This window comes from Bacillus litorisediminis (assembly GCF_022808645.1).
Lineage (GTDB): Bacteria > Bacillota > Bacilli > Bacillales > JC228 > Bacillus_BF > Bacillus_BF litorisediminis.
Map to the genome: position 1 here is coordinate 1 of NZ_JAKZKT010000060.1, position 17,738 is coordinate 17,738.

General features: G+C 40.2%; 17 protein-coding genes. 1 reads left to right on the plus strand and 16 read right to left on the minus strand.

Annotated elements, in window-relative coordinates:
* The 14 genes from MLE14_RS20020 to MLE14_RS20085 form a co-directional block, all read right to left on the minus strand.
* The coding region (locus MLE14_RS20020) for a transposase (protein WP_243299746.1) at positions 1–288 on the minus strand (288 nt) is incomplete at its 3' end.
* Positions 289–684: 396 nt separating this feature from the next.
* Positions 685–918, minus strand: a complete 234-nt coding sequence (locus MLE14_RS20025; protein ID WP_243300198.1) for a glutaredoxin family protein — start codon at positions 916–918, stop codon at positions 685–687.
* Positions 915–1,241 carry a bacillithiol system redox-active protein YtxJ gene (ytxJ, locus tag MLE14_RS20030; protein ID WP_243300199.1) on the minus strand — a complete coding sequence of 109 codons (327 nt, stop codon included), beginning with the start codon at positions 1,239–1,241 and terminating at the stop codon, positions 915–917. The genes MLE14_RS20025 and ytxJ overlap by 4 nt, the downstream gene beginning before the upstream one ends.
* Positions 1,242–1,427: 186 nt before the next feature.
* Complete coding sequence (locus MLE14_RS20035) at positions 1,428–2,711, minus strand: GntP family permease (RefSeq protein WP_243300200.1); 1,284 nt, start codon at positions 2,709–2,711, stop codon at positions 1,428–1,430.
* Positions 2,712–2,813: 102 nt separating this feature from the next.
* The gene (locus MLE14_RS20040; RefSeq protein ID WP_243300201.1) at positions 2,814–3,590 is read right to left on the minus strand and encodes a 3-hydroxybutyrate dehydrogenase; all 777 of its coding nucleotides are present in this window, start codon (positions 3,588–3,590) and stop codon (positions 2,814–2,816) included.
* 254 nt (positions 3,591–3,844) lie between these two features.
* On the minus strand, positions 3,845–5,209 hold the full coding sequence (locus MLE14_RS20045; RefSeq protein ID WP_243300202.1) for a sigma-54 interaction domain-containing protein: 1,365 nt from the start codon (positions 5,207–5,209) through the stop codon (positions 3,845–3,847).
* Positions 5,210–5,377: 168 nt separating this feature from the next.
* Positions 5,378–6,382 (minus strand): 4-hydroxythreonine-4-phosphate dehydrogenase PdxA, encoded by a 1,005-nt coding sequence (pdxA, locus tag MLE14_RS20050; RefSeq protein WP_243300203.1) that lies wholly within the window; start codon positions 6,380–6,382, stop codon positions 5,378–5,380.
* Positions 6,369–7,676, minus strand: a complete 1,308-nt coding sequence (locus MLE14_RS20055) for a four-carbon acid sugar kinase family protein (RefSeq protein WP_243300204.1) — start codon at positions 7,674–7,676, stop codon at positions 6,369–6,371. The genes pdxA and MLE14_RS20055 overlap by 14 nt, the downstream gene beginning before the upstream one ends.
* Before the next feature lie 11 nt (positions 7,677–7,687).
* Positions 7,688–8,680: a 2-keto-3-deoxygluconate permease gene (locus MLE14_RS20060; protein ID WP_243300205.1), complete on the minus strand. Its 993-nt coding sequence runs from the start codon at positions 8,678–8,680 to the stop codon at positions 7,688–7,690.
* A 175-nt stretch (positions 8,681–8,855) separates the two neighbouring features.
* Complete coding sequence (locus tag MLE14_RS20065) at positions 8,856–10,535, minus strand: sigma-54-dependent transcriptional regulator (protein WP_243300206.1); 1,680 nt, start codon at positions 10,533–10,535, stop codon at positions 8,856–8,858.
* A 387-nt stretch (positions 10,536–10,922) separates the two neighbouring features.
* Positions 10,923–11,180 carry a hypothetical protein gene (locus tag MLE14_RS20070; RefSeq protein WP_243300207.1) on the minus strand — a complete coding sequence of 86 codons (258 nt, stop codon included), beginning with the start codon at positions 11,178–11,180 and terminating at the stop codon, positions 10,923–10,925.
* A gap of 226 nt (positions 11,181–11,406) precedes the next feature.
* Positions 11,407–12,078: a DUF899 domain-containing protein gene (locus tag MLE14_RS20075; RefSeq protein WP_243300208.1), complete on the minus strand. Its 672-nt coding sequence runs from the start codon at positions 12,076–12,078 to the stop codon at positions 11,407–11,409.
* Between the two features lie 14 nt (positions 12,079–12,092).
* Positions 12,093–12,935: an alpha/beta fold hydrolase gene (locus MLE14_RS20080; protein WP_243300209.1), complete on the minus strand. Its 843-nt coding sequence runs from the start codon at positions 12,933–12,935 to the stop codon at positions 12,093–12,095.
* A gap of 153 nt (positions 12,936–13,088) precedes the next feature.
* Entirely contained in the window at positions 13,089–13,391 is a 303-nt protein-coding gene (locus MLE14_RS20085) for a hypothetical protein (protein ID WP_243300210.1), read from the minus strand.
* A gap of 207 nt (positions 13,392–13,598) precedes the next feature.
* On the opposite strand from MLE14_RS20085, the gene MLE14_RS20090 reads away from it, so the two are divergent.
* The gene (locus MLE14_RS20090) at positions 13,599–15,587 is read left to right on the plus strand and encodes an N-acyl-D-amino-acid deacylase family protein (protein ID WP_243300211.1); all 1,989 of its coding nucleotides are present in this window, start codon (positions 13,599–13,601) and stop codon (positions 15,585–15,587) included.
* Between the two features lie 191 nt (positions 15,588–15,778).
* On the opposite strand, the gene MLE14_RS20095 is transcribed toward MLE14_RS20090, so the two are convergent.
* Positions 15,779–16,342, minus strand: coding sequence for a hypothetical protein (locus MLE14_RS20095; RefSeq protein WP_243300212.1), 564 nt, complete (start codon positions 16,340–16,342; stop codon positions 15,779–15,781).
* A complete protein-coding gene (locus MLE14_RS20100) occupies positions 16,335–17,432 on the minus strand; it encodes a DUF262 domain-containing protein (protein ID WP_243300213.1) in 1,098 nt (365 codons plus the stop codon). The genes MLE14_RS20095 and MLE14_RS20100 overlap by 8 nt, the downstream gene beginning before the upstream one ends.
* Positions 17,433–17,738: the final 306 nt, after the last annotated feature.

Here is a 17,738-nt window from a genome sequence, read left to right on the forward strand (position 1 = left end):
ATCACGATCACGGGGGACCGCAATTTCAACTTCTCCTGTCGTCGTTTTCACGAACTTTTTGCCATATCCATTTCTTCTATTGCTTGTTTCTTTTTCTCCCTTGTCATTTGATTCATAGCCCAAATGATGATTCATTTCACCTTTAAGCATCGACTCAAACATAGGGCCAAATATGTCTTTTAATGCTTCTTGCATATCTTCTACAGATTTAGTTTGGTACTGTTCGATAATCTTGTTAGCTAATTCTACGGAGTTCGGATCTCTTTTCAATTTCCCCATTGAAAACACTCCTTTAGCTTTATACTTATTATTCTATCAAATAAAAAACTGTGTGAGTAAGGAACCGTACGTATTCCTTACTTACACAGTTTATATTACACTCCCGCAACAAAGCAAAGCTAATTCTTATGCGATTGCTTTGCTATTAAAGCTGCATTTATTTTTTTTTGTAAGTACTCAAAAGAGAACGACTTTCCCTCAGCAGTAACACTTTTACCATAACTTGAGGTGAGGCTTCTTTTTAAAATCGATCACACTGGTTGGCTAAAAGTTCAATGTCTTCTATCTTTCTATGGACTCACTATTTACAAAATTCCAGTAATTTCGTTATCATATTAAAAATAGCCTGACCTCCAATATGGAAACACTTTACCACAGGAGGTGTCAGGCTCAAATTCTTATTTATTATACTGTTGCAATTAACTCTCTCAGCTCAGGAGTCATTCCCTTAACAGCTTTATCTCCAACAACAGTTACGGGAACACCTAAAAATCCGAATGTCTCCACTTCTTTTTGATATTCTTCACTTTTCATAACATCACGAACTTCGAACGAAATGCCCTCTTCCGTCAGCATCTGCTTCACGTAGTTGCACTCGATGCAGCCTTCAGTCGAATAGACAATCACTTTTTGGCTCATTCTCCGAAAGCCTCCTTGATTGCATCTTTTGTAATTTTCCAGTGAGACGTATTCCATTTCACTTCTCCGTCTTCGATCAGGAAAATTTGCGGAGACTCGTGCTTAATGCCAAAGTTCTCAGCAATCTGATTGGAAACAGGACGATCTTCAATCACATGCACAATCGCTGCAGAAGCATCATTTTCCTCTACATAAGATTGGAATTCCTGGTGAGCTTTCGCACTGATTGGGCATGTAGTGCTATGTTTAAAAAGCAAATGCTTGCCAGATTGTCCCACAAATTCATTTAACTCTTCAATTGACGTCAATTGTTTAACAGCCATATCGGTCACCATCCTAAAATAATACTATCGCGTTTAATTTACCATAACCGACCCATAAACTCTAGAAAATTAACTTATGAAACATAGGGACGGTTCTTGCGTTTCATTTTCCTTCCTTTCATGAAAAAAGGCCCTCCCCCCAGTGCATAAATACTTAAGCGCACCAAGGTCAGACCCCTTCAATGATTAATATATCCCCATTGAAGCCATCAAAATCGCAACAATCACAGAAATAATCGGAATCAGCAATGAAACGACAAAGATATCTTTATAGCTGTCTTTATGGGACATTCCCGTGATCGTGAGTAATGTTAAAACGGCACCGTTATGCGGCAACGTGTCCAATCCGCCAGATGCCAAAGATGCAATCCGGTGGAAGGCTTCAGGTGAAATACCGGTTTGCATCGCAATTTGGTAATATTTGTCCCCTAAAGCTTCCAAGGCAATCCCCATTCCGCCCGAAGCCGAACCAGTTGCGCCTGCGAGCAAGTTAACCGCAATCGCCTCCGAAATCAATGGATTCCCTTTAATGTTTAATAACATATTCGTCAATGTCTCAAATCCAGGAACTGCCTTTACGACAGACCCAAACCCGACCGCCGCACTCGTGTTGATAATGGCTGTTACCGAACCAATTGCCCCGGCGTTAATCGCCTTAACAAACGATTTGAACTTTTGAAAATTAAAAATTAAGATTAAAAGAATACCAGATAATAACGCAACAATGATATCCCATTCAAACACATTCAATGTAACCAGAACGACAATTAAAGGCAGCAGCGATAAAATAAAGTTCGGTACATTTCCAGTATCTTCAACAATCTTTTTACCCTCAGGTTCAGTAAACACTTCACCCTTTGCTGTCATGACCTTTTCACGCCAGCGCAAATAGAAGTATCCGCCTGCCCCCATTATGAGAGCAGCTACAATCCCCATCATCGGCGCTGCCGTTGGTGAGGTCTCGAAATATTGCATTGGAATTAAGTTCTGTATTTGCGGCGTACCAGGAACTGCAGTCATTGTAAAGGTAAAGGCCCCGAGCGCAACCGTACCCGGTATGAGCTTACGGCTGATATTTGCTTCCCGAAACAGCCCGATTGCGAGCGGATAAACGGCAAATACTACTACAAATAAGCTGACGCCTCCATATGTTAAAACTGCACAAGAAATTAAAACTCCAAGGATCGCTCGTTTTTTCCCCATTAATTTCGATAAAACGACGGCTACCGATTTAGCCATTCCCGTATCTTCCATCAGCTTTCCAAAAACCGCTCCTAGCATAAAGACCGGAAACCAAGCCTTTGCAAAGCCTACAAATCCTTCCATGTATGTTCCTTTATATGCATCCAATAAATCCAGCCCGCCTGTTAAAGCAACGACACCTGCCGAAATCGGCGCAATCCAGATAATCGACCAGCCGCGATAAGCAAGAAACATCAGGACCGCTAATCCTAGGATAATCCCAAGCATACTGTTACCTCCTTTTGAAAACTAGTAAGCTATGAAGGTGCCCCTTCTCTAAATCCCCTATATAAAAACTAAGTATGTGAACGCTTCCAAATTCATCAAAAATTATTGAGCTGTATATCCGCCATCAAGCACAACAGCCTGACCTGTAACCCCTTTGGCTTTCTCACTGGCCAGGAACAGCGCATAATCTGCAATCTCCTGAACAGCCAACAAACGCTTTTGCGGAATTAACGGATATAAAACCTCATCCAATACCTTCTCAACCGAAATATTTCGCGTTTTCGCTAAGTCTTCGAATTGTCCGCGAACAAGCGGTGTATCCACATAGCCAGGGCAGATTGCATTCACGGTTACACCTGAATCTGCTGCTTCCAATGCTGCTACCTTTGTTAAACCAATCACTCCATGCTTCGCACTGTTATAAGCTGCTTTTCCGGCAAACCCAATCAATCCGTTGATCGAAGCAATATTAATGATACGGCCAAACTTCTGCTTTTTCATTATCGGAAACACATGTTTAATCGCCATAAATGGTGCGACGAGCATGACTTTAATCAAATACTCAAATTTATCAGTCGGAAAATCTTCAATCATGGACACATATTGGAGCCCAGCATTATTAATCAGGACATCAACTGTTCCATATGTTTCAACCGTAAAATCAATTGCTTTTTGCAAATCCTCTTCCTGAGTCACATCACAGCGGATACCTTGGCAGTCAAACCCTTCCTGTCGCAGCTTTTCGGAAACTTCGTTTAACTTGCCTTCATTGAGATCAGAGAAAACAACTTTAGCTCCCTCTCTTAAAAAGTTCACGCCAATTTCATAGCCAATCCCGCTGGCAGCACCAGTAATAAATAGAACCTTGTTTTCAACCATTATTTTCACAACCCCTTTCATTACTAAAAAATCTTGAAAGCGTTCATATCATTACATGCAAAAATCGTGCCAACTAGCCTAGAAATCTTATTCATTTTTTAACCTATGCGGTTAAGCCCTGGAAGAACAAGCTTTTTACATAAAAAATCCCTCTTTCCAAGTTTTCGGAAAGAAGGATGATAAACAGCTTGTCCATTCAGCTTATTTAATTATTTTCCGATTTTCTGGAATCATTCCAGATTTTCGGAATCGCCTCACAGCCCATATTTCTTCAGCTTATCATACAAGCTGGACTTCCCAATCCCTAATCGTTTTGCAGCCCGGATTTTGTCTCCGTCACATTGGAGAATGGCCTGTTCAATCGCCTGTTTTTCCGTCCGTTCTAAAATCTCTTTTAAACTGCTATTCTTGTCCAAATAAACAGACTGTTTCTGAAAATGTTCTGGCAAATCATCAATCGAAATCATTTCCTGATTCGTTAAATGAACCGACGCTTCCACGACATTCTCCAGTTCTCTTACATTTCCCGGCCAGTCATATTGCATAAACCGTTCCAGCACCTGTTGATCAAAATCGAGAACTCTTTTACCTGAACGGTCGCTGGATTTATGTAAAAAATACTTAGCCAACACACGAATATCCTCTTGCCGTTCTCGTAAAGGCGGAATGTGCAGCCGCAAAACATTTATCCGGTAAAATAGATCCTCCCGAAAAGCTTTCTCCTGCACTAGCTTTTCTAAATCCTGATTGGTAGCCGCAATCACACGCACATCTACTTTTTCTGGCTTCACACCGCCGACCGGATGAACCTCCCCATCCTGCAAAACGCGAAGAATCTTTACCTGAGCACTCAACGGCATGTCCCCAATCTCGTCTAAAAAAATCGTCCCGCCATTAGCAACCTGGAACTTCCCCTCTTTGCCACCCTTTTTCGCACCGGTAAACGCTCCATCCTGGTAGCCGAAAAGTTCAGATTCTATCAAATGCTCGGGAATCGCCGCACAATTCACCGTCACAAAAGGCCGGCCACTCCGCTCACTCAGCTGGTGAATGCTATGGGCAATCAGCTCTTTCCCCGTCCCGCTTTCGCCAGTGATTAAAACCGAAGCTTCCCCAGTCGCAACCCGCTTCACCTTATTTTTTAAATCTATCATCTTAGCAGAAATAGCGACAATGTCGTGAAGCGAATAAACAGCTCCCTGATTCTTCTTCAGCTGGTTCCGATACTGCTCCACTTCCAGAAGCAAGGCCTTGATATGACTGTTCATCTTCATCCATTCTTTCGTATCCCGGTACAGGACAACCCCAATCGCCCCAATCACCTTGCCATCAGACCAGACCGGAACCCGATTGGCAATCATGTAATTCCCGCGGATATATTGCAAATCCGCAATCTCAGCAGTCCCCGTCTCCACCACAATATGCATCCGTGTGTTCTCAATTACGTCAGTTACATGCTTGCCCACCGCATCCTCAAGCCTGACTCCCAAAAAGTCACAATAACTCTGATTTAAATAAATGACATGCCCCTGATCATCCACAATCACCAAGCAATAGTGGGCGCTTTCAAATACGGCTTCGATAAATTCTTCCCGGTATGGAGTATTGTGTAACAGCATATGGATCAGTCCCTGTGAATTAAAAATTTGCACTTTTTGAACAATTATATCATTGATTAGCTGAACCTTGAATCTATCGATAATAAAAAGAAATTTAGAATCAAAAAGGAACCCCATTACAAACACGGGATTCCTTTTTGATTCATATTTTTGTTTTAGATAAAAATTCTACTTTTTCGGTGCCAGCTCAACCGCCTGGCGAATCGCTTCAATCAAGCTTTTTTCATCAGCCTTGCCGGTTCCGGCGATATCAAAGGCAGTTCCATGATCGACGCTTGTACGAATTATCGGAAGTCCGACTGTAATGTTTACTCCAGCATCCAGACCTAACACTTTAATAGGTCCATGACCCTGATCATGATACATAGCCACGACAATATCGAAATCACCGCGAACCGCACGGAAGAATAAAGTATCGGCCGGGAGTGGACCCACTGCGTTGATTCCTTCTTTTTGTGCCTTTTCAACACCTGGAATGACTTTTTCCTCTTCTTCGCCATAGCCAAATAATCCGTTCTCACCTGCATGCGGATTGATCCCGCAAACTGCAATTTTCGGAGAGGAAATTCCTGCTTTTTCAAGGGTCTCATGGGCTAGTTTGATTACATGGTAGACACGTTCAGGATTAATCATTTTAACAGCATCAATAATACCCACATGCGTGGTTACATGAATCACCTTTAGTTTAGGTGCAGAAAGCATCATAGAGAAATCCTTGGTACCGGTCAAATCGGCGAGAATTTCCGTATGACCTGGGTATTTATGTCCGCCTTTTTGCAGCGCCTCCTTATTTAATGGCGCTGTACAGATTGCATCAATTTTTTCAGCTTTTGCCAGTTCAATGGCTGTACGCAAAAATTCAAATGCGGCATGACCTGCCTCAGGAGATACTTGACCAACTGGAAGATCTGCAGATAATAGATTTAAATCCAGGCAATGGATTGTACCAAATTGATAAGTTGCCTGATCCAATTCACCTTCTGAAACAGAATCGATTTCTAATGGACTGTCTACAAAGCTTTTCGCCCGTTCTAAAATTTTGCTATCCCCGATAACAAGAGGATTACATAGTTCATATATTTCCGGATTGGCCAAACTCTTTAAAATAATTTCAGGACCGACACCCGCAGCATCTCCCATGGTAATCCCGACTACTGGTTTATTTTGATTCATACTGCTCAACCTTTCCTGTCATGAATTTCACTGCATTCAAAAGTGATGTTTCGGTTCCAAAACCGCCTGCCTTCGTAACCACCCAGTACTCTTTATTACCGCTATCAATCCGGCCAAATGGCAGACCAGGCTCAACTTCAGAATGTAGCTCGATTTCACTTACTCCCAATTCTGAACAAACGGCCTTGGCCGTATCACCGCCTGTTAAGACTAACCCATTAATGTCTGGATTTTTGCTTAGAATTTGCGATGCTACTCGACCTAATCCTGCAGCAATTGCTTCACTGATCTGGTTGCCGCTCAAGCCGAGCTTTTCCCCTGCTTCACTTGCAGCCAGTCTGTTTTCTTCCGAGCTATCAACAAATACCACAATATTCTTCGCAGTCAAAATTTCTTTGGTTCGTAAGATAGATTCAACTGCTTGGATATTATGATTCACAAAATCAATAGGATTCAGCTCAATCAAGCAGGAATCATCAAAATCTCGTAAACTTTCAAGCTGTTTTTTGGTGACTTGGGACAGACTGCCCGAAACAACTAGGGTCTTTTCAATCTTCATCTCCTTGTTGTGATGGAGAGAATCGGGACTGAATCCAAGCGCATTAGGAAGAAACTCAATTAATCCTCCAGATCCAGCCCAAACAATCCGTTTATGGATCGCTGCAAAGGATGAAGCAATCATCTCTAAATCTGCTTCGGTTTTTCCATCACAGACAAACCATGATTTTCCTTGTTCCATTGCTTTTTCAATAAATGTAATCACTTCTTCTTTTCCGCTCTGAATTACTGATAAATTCACAATCTCTATCTTCTCATCCTCCACTTGTTCAAGGAGTGCAGGAATATAGCTATCATGGACCGGCGTCTTGGGATCTTGGCCAAACTCAGTTTCGTGAATCAGCTTGCCATTGACATAGTGATTCCCATTTACAGTTGTCCGGTTTAAGGCTGGAAATGCGGGTGCAATCACAACCGCATCAGGTCTATATACATCGGCCAAAGCAAAAAGCTCTGATCCAATATTCCCTCGCAAGGTAGAATCCATCTTTTTATATATGTGGGTATAGCCCTGTTGCAATAGAAAAGAAGCAGCCATAGAAACTGCTTCAAATGCTTCTTCAGAGGACCTGGAACGGCTGTCAGTATCAATAACCAGCACATCTGACGCCGATTCGGTTCCTTTTGTTTCTACATTGAATACAACAGTTGAAGTAAACCCTTTTTTTGCTAGCTGCACACCAGAATCATTGGAGCCTGTTAAATCATCAGCAATGATTCCCATTTTTTCTGTCATAAGTTACACTCCTAACTGCTTACTTTGATAACATTTCCTTCTTGAATTTGATATCCTTTTTTCTCCATCCGTTTCACTAAAAAGGCAATATATAGCGGCAGCAAAATCGCCGTTGTTACGGTTGAAGCAGCTACTTGGACCGTTGCCAGATCCACATATTGAACAAAGCTTGCATTGGCTGCAGCAATCGCTGCCGGTGTTGCAACCGCGTTTCCAGCTGTTGATCCTTCAGCTGCACCAACAATTGGATTCCACTTAAATGCCTTAAAGATAAAGTATCCAGCTGTACCTGTTACAAATACAGTTAATAGACCTAGTAAAATACCAGTTAATCCGCCTTCAACGATGGCACCAAAATCAATGCCCATACCTAAGGCAAAAGCGAAGAATGGAATCAGCATGGAGCTCCCTTTATCCAAGAATTCACGCATTTCATCATCCAAATTCCCAAGCACCATCCCCACTACGATTGGAAGCAGAACAGCGATAAAGGATTGGATGGAAAACATGCCGTCAACAAATCCCATTGCCCCGAAGATGGTAAGTGCGACCATTGTTAAAAATGGACCATCATTCAAAGCTAGCAATGAGTAAGCTGCACGGTCTTCTTTACTTCCGTATTGTCCAACTAGAGCCATATATAAGCCACCATTACTGTTTGTCATGGCAGCAATAATGGCAAGTGGCGCTAATCCTAGCCATAGACCGTTTTCGCCCGCAAAAATAAATGCTAGTAATCCTACTGCAGCACCTACTACCCACTTTGTTACAAGAAGGGTAGCACCTTTACCTAATGAAACTCCAAAAGATTTTAAATTAATCTGGGCACCCGTACATAGTAAGAACAATGCAATCAGTGTGTTTGCACCATTTACAAATAACGCTTCAGTGAAGTTTCCTATACGAAGCAAGTCTGGGGCAAATGTATTAATCGTTGCTGCAAGAAGCAACGGAACAACCATCATGCCACCTGGAATTCTTTCAAGGCCAGCTTTTATTCTCATATTCTAGCATCCCCCTACATAACGTTTCAATTTTAAACGATGTTGGAATCGTTTTCAGATTACATTTTAATACTTACCTTTTCATTTTGCAATAATATTTTCTAGAAAACAGGAAAACCCTTTCCGTAAAATTAAAATGTGTTGCATTTTTAAACAATAAAAAAAAGCAAGCTGATTAATTTTTCAGCTTGCGCCATAAAGTGGAGCGGTTAATCCCGAGCCGCTTCGCAACTTTTGTCTGATTTCCATCCTCTTCTTCTAATAAGATATGGATAATCCTTTTCTCAATATCTTCTAACGTCCCTTGTAAAAAGGATTCGTCTATCTTCTCATATTTGGATGCGGTCTTTTTATTCAATAAGTGTTCGACGATTTTGCCATCGAGAACATCTCGTTTCTCAAGCAAGACCGCATCCTGAATCAGCGCTTTTAGCTCCTTCACATTTCCGGGCCAGCTGTATTGCTCAAGCAGATGGACTGCTTCGTCCTTTATTTTAATTGGAGTGGTCCCCTTCTCCCGATGGAAGTCCGCGATAAAATAAGCAGCAAGGGCCCTAATATCCTTCTGCCGCTCGCGCAGCGGGGGAATATAAACTCTTGCAGTAAACGGATGAAATAAAAAGGACTGAATGGATGCATGTTCTTCTTCCAGCGAGAGAATAAAAATGACCTGTGCTGTCCTTTGAATGAGCTTCATTAATGTAAGCAGATCCTTTTCGGTTAACTGCTCCACTCCGTATATAAATATAGTACGAATCTCTTGGTCGGTCGCTTCAAAATCGGACAAAATCTCAGTTGCAGATCCTTTTACAAATAAACCTCTCCCCTGAAACTTCTGGTAATGGATAAACCGAGCAAGCAGTTCTTTTCCGGTCCCCTTTTCCCCGATGAGAGCCCAATTATGCTTATCCAGGTTTGCCTCAGCCTGAGCCAAGCAGAATGCCATCGACTCACTTTCCCGAATAATCATCGGAGGCTGCTGAACAGTATCTGCCTTAATCTTGTTAACTGTATAGGCTCGTCTTAATTTAGATAATGCAAAGACTGTATATTCGTTTTCCCCAGCTAAAATTCTAGAAGGTGTAGCTGTTACTTTTTCATTATCATCCAAATGAAGTAAAACCGTTGTTTCCTCGTCAAAGGAAGCCAGCAGCTGCTCCAATCTGACTTCAGACGGTGAGAGGGAATGCCACTGCTGGAAAACCACTTCTTGATTAGTATTGAATACGACCAGATCTGAGTCTGTCTTATCTAAAAGCGATTTTAACAGCGAGACTTCAGCTTGTATCTTTTGGATAAAATCAAAGAGGCTGCGAACCCGTTGAAATGCATCAAAAATGGCTTCCCGGCCGGACTGGATTAAAATCCCCTCGAGCCCAAATTTGTCTGCCACATTGACCGTCACTACATCCCCCATAATGACGGTAAATTCTTCTTTCTTCAAATTGAGAATCAAAGGTTCTACCTCTTCTGCCTTCTCCACGGTATACACATCGATGGGAATTTCCAAAATATCTGTAATCGTTTTGGCTCCAATCGTTATATTGGAAAAACCAACAATTGCTTTTTTCCCCGGAAACTGATTTGCCAAAGTTAAGACACGGAGCATATCATAACCGGAAATATGGACATCAATAACAGGCAGATTGGTTACATCCGCAATCAGCTTAGCTGTACCGCCCCGGCTTACAATCACATCATAGCCTTCGCGTTCCGCCCTTTTGGCAATCGGTATCGCGGCTTCGAGATTCCCTACCTTTACATCCACCTCTATATCATCAATTTCTGAGCGGAAATCTTCCATCAGATAAGACATCGCTGTATATGGTGCAATAAACAAAACTTTAATTTTCAATACGTATCACCCAACTATCCTTTTCTGCCCTATGCGTTCTCGCATATATGATCTTTATCATTCCAGATTGCTGTTCATAGAGTAAGAATAGCATAATTGGACGTGAGAAATAACTGTTAGGCAAAGATATGGGGAAAATTATTCTTTAAAAGCTGGAAGCACAAGGCCAGGAAAATAGAATAGCCCCTCTCCATTTTGAGCAGGGGCTTTTCAGATTTAGAGCAGGATAAACAGAGCTTATAAAATTTGTGTGAAAGATGTCAGAATCGTAGTCACTTCATTTTTCGACACTTTGGTTTATATCTTTCGGTTTATAGATGTTGTCGAAAAGAAGCCTCTATCGCTTTTACATTGTTGGTTAATAGGGTAATGATCTCCTTATCCTCATCACTTTTTTCCAAGAGCTTTATACAGTTGCAAATGTTTAATCGCTTGGTCAATATCGACTTTGTCAAACTGCTTGTATGCTTTTACGGATGACGGCGGAAGCTCGATGCGCGGTTCATCCGGTTGGATTTCATTGGTATTTAAATCATAGGTCCATAATTCATTTGTATTTTTATTGCGGATGTAAATGAGACGGCTGTCAACCGGGGATGGCGATGAAATCAATCCGTCAAATGTATGTTCATCCTCCCGGTTCATTTCTTAACGATTTCGCCTTTTGGTGTAGCCGTTACTTTTTTAAATAGCTGGATTTGATCATAGTATCCTTTCATTTTGGATACAGTTGTTTGATAAATGAGATTTTAACGCCCTTTGCTTCAGGAGGGGCAACAGCTTCTATAAACACTTCGTTCCATTGTTGGAGAGGAAGATTTTCGGATAATCTCCCCGACATCTTAATCAGTAATAGTGACCTATTACTCGCTTAGGTACGATTATATTCATCGCGGTATCTCCACCATACATAGGCTGGTGTTTGAGGCCATCCTTCAGGTGAATCTTCCCAGGTTTCCTGCCGTCCATAGGGTGTTAGATCAAGCAAATTAGTGTCAAAACTAAGCCGGTCGGCTCCTCGATCTTTTGTAAAATAAGTACGATAAACATGGTTTTCATCACGAAGGAAGACGCTTAGTCCAAATCCCGTACTTACACCACAATCCGAATTGAATTCATTTCCGTTTAAGGAATACCACGGAACAGTCCAGCCCATGCGTTTCTTGAAAGGTTCAATCTGTGCCAAAGGAGCAGGGGCTACCAGTACAAAATTGGTATTACGCGCATGCAGATGTTCCAGGTGCCCAATATTGTCTACAAAGGAGGAACAGCCCACACAGGGTTTTGAGTCGGGCTGCATCATAAAGTGATAAACAATAAGCTGGCGATGTCCGTCGAATAAATCGATTAAACTAGCTGGACCATTTGGACCTTCAAAGACATAGTTTTTTTCGAAGTGAACCATTGGAAGCCTGCGGCGCTCGGCGGCTAATGCATCCAACGCACGGGTACATTCTTTTTCCTTCACGAGCAGCTTTTCCCTCTCTTTGTTCCATTCCTCTTCTGAGACAATTCTCGGCATTTTAATTTGGCTCTGTGTCATCATCATTCTCCTTTTTATATTTTCTCCATTGCGGTCTTTTGCAGGATATGGTGCAGAATGTCCGCAAATCTCTTGGGATCAGTACCGTATCCTCCATGGTTTCCAGGGAAGTTTACAGGCTCACTATCCAGTTTCTCAGCCAGCGCTACCGTAGTTCGGTAGACGAGTTGTCCTTGAGAGCTTTCACCTACACCAAGGATGATCCGGGCAGAGCCTTTACGCAGCTTCTCAACATCCGGTTCATAAAAGGAAAGGGGCTTAAGCCCGTGAGCAAGGAAGTAGTCCAGATTACGGCTGATGCGTGCAAATGTCTCTCTTTGCTCAGCATTTGGCTGAGCATCCACACTGCCCTCTACCATTTCTTCCTTCATGCCAGAGAGCGATAAAAATTGCTGCATAGCAGCTCCCGCACCTTCGCGGAGATAGGTATTGTACACCTCTTCCGTATCAGCCAACGCTTTTTTCGGATCGGATAGCAATTGCAGACAGGGCGGTTCATGAGCTACAACGGTGAGTACTCGCTCCGGGTATCTGGCTGCTAAATTGAGCGCTATCTGTGCCCCGCCGCTAGTCCCAAACACATGGGCCTGTTCTGCACCGAATGCTTTGATTAAATGAGCGGCATCATCGCCATGAAGGTCAAGCTGCTGTTCTTCAGGTTCACCGCTCCATGCACTGCGGGAGTTCCCGCGAGGATCGTAGGACACTACCATGTAATGATTAGCAAGATGCTCAGCCAGGTCCGTGAAGACACCGGCATCCGCAGGCCCTCCTGGAATAAGTAAAAGCAGAGGGCCAGATCCCCTAACTTCGTAGTAGAGGGTCGCTCCAGGCACTTTTAATATATTTGATTTCATCCTTTCTCACCTCCATCTATTTGGAATTTTCATTTCCATTTTAACGAAGGAAAAAGGATAAGATTTCTTATAAATTGCTATGTTTTATTAACAATGAGCCATAGTTATAGCTTTGTACTGAGAAAGCATTGTATTTCCTTATGGTATTATCTCTTACCTTCTATACCCGCAATTCGGACAAGAACTCATGGTACTATTAAATCTATAATCACAATTCACACAGACCTTATTTGCTTCTTTTTTATATAATTGTTCACTAGAATGATTATTTGTCTGTAGCTGAAATAAAATTGTTTCTTGCACATCACTTATTTTAGCCAATGCAAAAAATAGAATCGAAGAAACAACACTGCCAATTACACCAAAAATAAAACCTAAAAATGAACCGGAGATAATTCCGCTGATAAAACCAATCACTATTACAAAAGTTCCACAGACATTTAGAAGTGTACTCATCTGAAACCTCCCCTCTATATTTTTTATTAGTCCATTTCTCATAATTCATAAAGAAATGAATCATTTTCTATGACTTTGGCATGCTTTAAAGGATAAAAATCCCATCGTAGGATTCAATCTATTATACTATATAAATTTGGAAAATTATGAAATATAGTTAAATTGAAAGCGGTTTCTGTCTATTAATAATTACTAGGAGGGTTAGATTTGAGAAAAAATAAAGCATTGATTCTATGGATGATGGCCTTGCTTGTGATAGACAGTATTTTGCCATTTGCCATGAAAGGTACAACGGCTAATGCAGATGAAACGGTGTACGATGTAATCCTCAAGAACGGAACGATTATTGATGGGACGGGCGCTCCTTCCTATCAGGCCGATGTCGGGATTAAAAATGGCTATATCTATAAAATAGGAGATTTATCAAAGGAACATGGGGCTGAAGAAGTTGATGTAACTGGCCTTGTTGTTTCACCTGGTTTTATCGATATACATAGCCATGCGGATGAGGACTTTCTCCCTTCAGCCAAAAGCTCTTTAACCCAAGGTGTTACGACCGAGATATTAAACCCAGACGGCTTTGGCAGTGCTGACATCACGGAAAAATTTGAACTTGAAGAAAAAGGATTAGCCATCAATATCGGAGCTTACCTTGGATTTAATGCAGTTTGGGAAGAAGTCGTCGGGGAAAGTGACCGAAAAGCAACCGATGCTGAAATAAAGGACATGCAAGCATTAATCGAAAAAGGGTTGGAAGACGGAGCCTGGGGAATTTCATCCGGCTTAACGTATACTCCAGGAGCGTTTGCGGAAACGGAAGAAATTATAGAAGTCGTGAAAGCAGCGAAAAAATGGAGAACCAACTTCCCGAGCCATATTCGAAATGAAAATGATCAGGTCGTTGAAGCTACTGCGGAAATCATCGAAATCGGAGAAAGAGCAGGTCTGGTGCCTGTCATTACCCATATGAAAGTAATGGGACCAGACAATTGGGGAAAATCTGTAGAGACCATTGGTCTGATTGATGCAGCGATTCAAAGAGGAACCTATACAGCTGCAGATGTATATCCTTATTTAGCGAGTCAGACAGGCATTAATGCGATCGTTCCAAACTGGGCAGAGGATGGCGGCAGACAAGCAATGCTAGAACGCTTTAAAGATTCGCAATTGCGGGCGCAAATCACCGATGAAATCGAAGAACTGATTTTAAGCAGAGGCGAAAGTGCAGCAGACGTCTACTTCCCAGAAAAGCGTCAAAACCTTCAACAAGTGGCCGATAGCCAAGGTGTTCGTCCTGGCGAAGCTGTCATCAGAATCTTGGAAACGGAAGGCGATATCCGTACTATCTATTATTTTGGCAAAGAAGAAGATTTCAAAAGAATCCTCCAATATCCAACCGTTGCAGTTGCATCTGACGGCGGCGTATCTGAATCAGCCAGCATCCACCCAAGACGTTACGGCACACAGCCAAGAGTGCTAGGAAAATATGTCCGTGAAGAAGGCTATATAACCTTAGAAGAAGCCGTATTCAAGATGACTGGCCTTCCAGCAACAATGATCGGTATGACAGACCGCGGCTTACTAAAAGAAGGAATGTTTGCCGATATCACTGTATTTGATCCAAACACTGTCGCAGACCTCGCAACCTTCGACGTGCCAAAGCAATACTCACAAGGCATCATGCTCGTCTATGTAAATGGCGAATTAGCATTAGAAAACGGCGAAGTAACCGGCGTACAGGCAGGAAAAGTCCTCAAACGTACAGGCAACATGCCAAGCCGGCCAGAATCTTTTAGCAAAGATACCAAAATTCAAGTAAAAGGAAAACTCTTAGCCATCGATGGACCAAGAAACGGCAAAAAGCCATCCATCCATTTATTACTCAATCAAGAAGCCTACGGGGATGCATCTGGAACACTCACCTTTGAAGACCCAGCCAACGGAATAAAGATCGAAAACGTTGAACTTGGCCAGGTACGGACTTTAGAAGACAATTGGGCTAATCTCACTGGAGTTGGGGTTGTCGATGATTCCAAAGAGGTTAAAGCTTTTTCTATTATCATTGAGAAAGACGATCCGATGGTAGCTGGCAAGAAAGCGACTGTCACGATTCGAATTGAGGGTGGGTATGAGGTTAAATGGGTTTTGGTGCCTGGTAGAGTTGGGATTGATTCTAAAGCAAATAATAATAATTAGAAAATAAAGACAAACGTAAATTAGCCACTCTAGTAGTGGCTAATTTGTGTTATTCAAAAATATTAATTTATTTGTAGCTAGCATAAATAGTGATTAAATCAGTTCTAGTTATAAAAATTTGTAGAATCATAATTGAATTACTGTATATTTTCTTAAATTATAGCAACTATCCTTCTATAAGAATATCAAACTTATAAAAATGGAGTAGGATCTAATATCACTTCTGAAAACTCCCTTATTATATCAATATATATTGAATAATAAGTCTTGCTGTTTTTCTTATTAATTTTTTTCAAAAAATCATTAGGTTCTTCAAAAGGTTTATTTTTTAAAACATATTTATGATACTTTATCCTCGATTCTTGACTTTCATGAGCAATATAATTTCTAATATACTTCATTTCAATAAAGTAATTATAAAACTTTGAATCATTAAATATTAAAGAAAACGGGTCTTTTTCTTCAAGAAAAATAAATTTAGAGATCTGTTGAATCTTTTCCGAATAATCTATAAATGAACTTCTATAGTTCCGAAGAACTCCTACTAGGTGGGCTTTATCCTCAAAATTCAGCTTTCTTTCAGGAGTATAACCTTTTATACTGGATTCTCCGGTAGCATATCCTATGAAAGTATTTGTTAAAAACAACTCAAATTTAACAAATATCTTAAAAAAAGCAAGCTCATATAGTTTATGATTTAATCTAATCTGGTTATTCCAATTATTAATTTCTTCTGTCAAATAAGTGTTATCCATTTAAACCACTTCCCACAAAGTTACATAATATTTCAATTCTTTCTTTTCTTTCAGCGTAACTTGTAGTTCTAGTTCTATGGTTTTGTTCAAATTTAATCATCTTTGGTAAAATTTCTTTATCATATAGTTCTTCATTCATAAATCTTTCGTAATATGATTCGAACTCCATCAATTGCTTTATAAATTTGTCTATATTTTTTATTAAATCTTCACTAGAATCAAATTTATCAGTTTCACAGTTGATTAAATCTATTCCAAAAATTAAATGATTTACTAAAGAAAAAAGCGTAAAGAAATAATTCTTTCTGTGAAAAAATTGTGTTGTAAACTTATCATTATTAAAAATATTTACTAAAACATTCATTATTTCATTTAACTTATATTCAACTTCCTCAGCTTTAGGAAATTCCTCATCAAACTTTTCATAATAAGAATCAATTTTGGTAGAAGATTCAGTGATTATTCCATCAATCAGAGTAATAATTAGACTTGATAAAAATTCCGCGTCATTCATTCTAGATAATTGTTTATCATTAAACATATTAATATCTATAAAGAACTCTCTCCATTTTGAAGCTGATCTATATACAAAGACTTTAAATTCTCCCCAATATTTCGCATTTCTTAATTCTTGTTTATTAAGTGTCATACTATTTGTATTAACCCTAGAGAACAAATCATAAATTATAGCATCTTCTTTTGCCTTAATAATTTCTACTGGTAATTCGTAAGTTAAAAAATTTTCTCTAATATCATCTTCTAAATCCTGATATTTCATATTTCCATATTCAGGATTATGAGATTTAGAAATTGCAAATTCATTATTAACAAATTCAATAATAGTTCTTAAACGTTGTTGTCCATCTATCACTTCTCTTAATGTTTTCCTTGTTTTTGTATCAATTATTTGTCTCACAAATATTTGAGGTACAGGAAGTCCCCGAATAATACTATCAATTAAATATGACTTAGCTTTTTGGTTCCACACTGGATTTCTTTGATATTTTGGGGATATTTCCAACTCTCCAGTTTCATACCAATTTAAAAAATCATTAATATTGTATACTTTAGTTTCTTTTAGCTTTGCCATATTGCCCCTCCTCTATTTATAAACAAACTTATTCTTAAGTGTTAACCATTTGGACCCTAAATATTTCACTTCATTAAAATTTCCATATAATATTTATAAAAATATACCACAAATTGCATCTAAAAAGAAATCAACGCATGCCTTTAATACATCTGTTGATTAAATATTCTTGGTGAAACTATAAATGCTAATTTAAGAGTGTACATAAATGACTGTTTAAGAATGTACAGTTTGCTCATTGCGCTGCATAATATTCTTGGGGTGAATATTGTGCATATGCAAATCAAAGTAAATACAGATATCGAA

Coding starts and splice junctions, on each gene's coding strand:
- MLE14_RS20080 (WP_243300209.1), bottom strand. CDS start 12,935: ATGAAATCAAATATATTAAAAGTGCCTGGAGCGACCCTCTACTACGAA.
- ytxJ (WP_243300199.1), bottom strand. CDS start 1,241: ATGGCTGTTAAACAATTGACGTCAATTGAAGAGTTAAATGAATTTGTG.
- MLE14_RS20025 (WP_243300198.1), bottom strand. CDS start 918: ATGAGCCAAAAAGTGATTGTCTATTCGACTGAAGGCTGCATCGAGTGC.
- MLE14_RS20035 (WP_243300200.1), bottom strand. CDS start 2,711: ATGCTTGGGATTATCCTAGGATTAGCGGTCCTGATGTTTCTTGCTTAT.
- MLE14_RS20060 (WP_243300205.1), bottom strand. CDS start 8,680: ATGAGAATAAAAGCTGGCCTTGAAAGAATTCCAGGTGGCATGATGGTT.
- MLE14_RS20085 (WP_243300210.1), bottom strand. CDS start 13,391: ATGAGTACACTTCTAAATGTCTGTGGAACTTTTGTAATAGTGATTGGT.
- MLE14_RS20070 (WP_243300207.1), bottom strand. CDS start 11,180: ATGAACCGGGAGGATGAACATACATTTGACGGATTGATTTCATCGCCA.
- MLE14_RS20095 (WP_243300212.1), bottom strand. CDS start 16,342: ATGGATAACACTTATTTGACAGAAGAAATTAATAATTGGAATAACCAG.
- MLE14_RS20100 (WP_243300213.1), bottom strand. CDS start 17,432: ATGGCAAAGCTAAAAGAAACTAAAGTATACAATATTAATGATTTTTTA.
- MLE14_RS20040 (WP_243300201.1), bottom strand. CDS start 3,590: ATGGTTGAAAACAAGGTTCTATTTATTACTGGTGCTGCCAGCGGGATT.
- MLE14_RS20075 (WP_243300208.1), bottom strand. CDS start 12,078: ATGACACAGAGCCAAATTAAAATGCCGAGAATTGTCTCAGAAGAGGAA.
- MLE14_RS20045 (WP_243300202.1), bottom strand. CDS start 5,209: ATGCTGTTACACAATACTCCATACCGGGAAGAATTTATCGAAGCCGTA.
- pdxA (WP_243300203.1), bottom strand. CDS start 6,382: ATGAATCAAAATAAACCAGTAGTCGGGATTACCATGGGAGATGCTGCG.
- MLE14_RS20055 (WP_243300204.1), bottom strand. CDS start 7,676: ATGACAGAAAAAATGGGAATCATTGCTGATGATTTAACAGGCTCCAAT.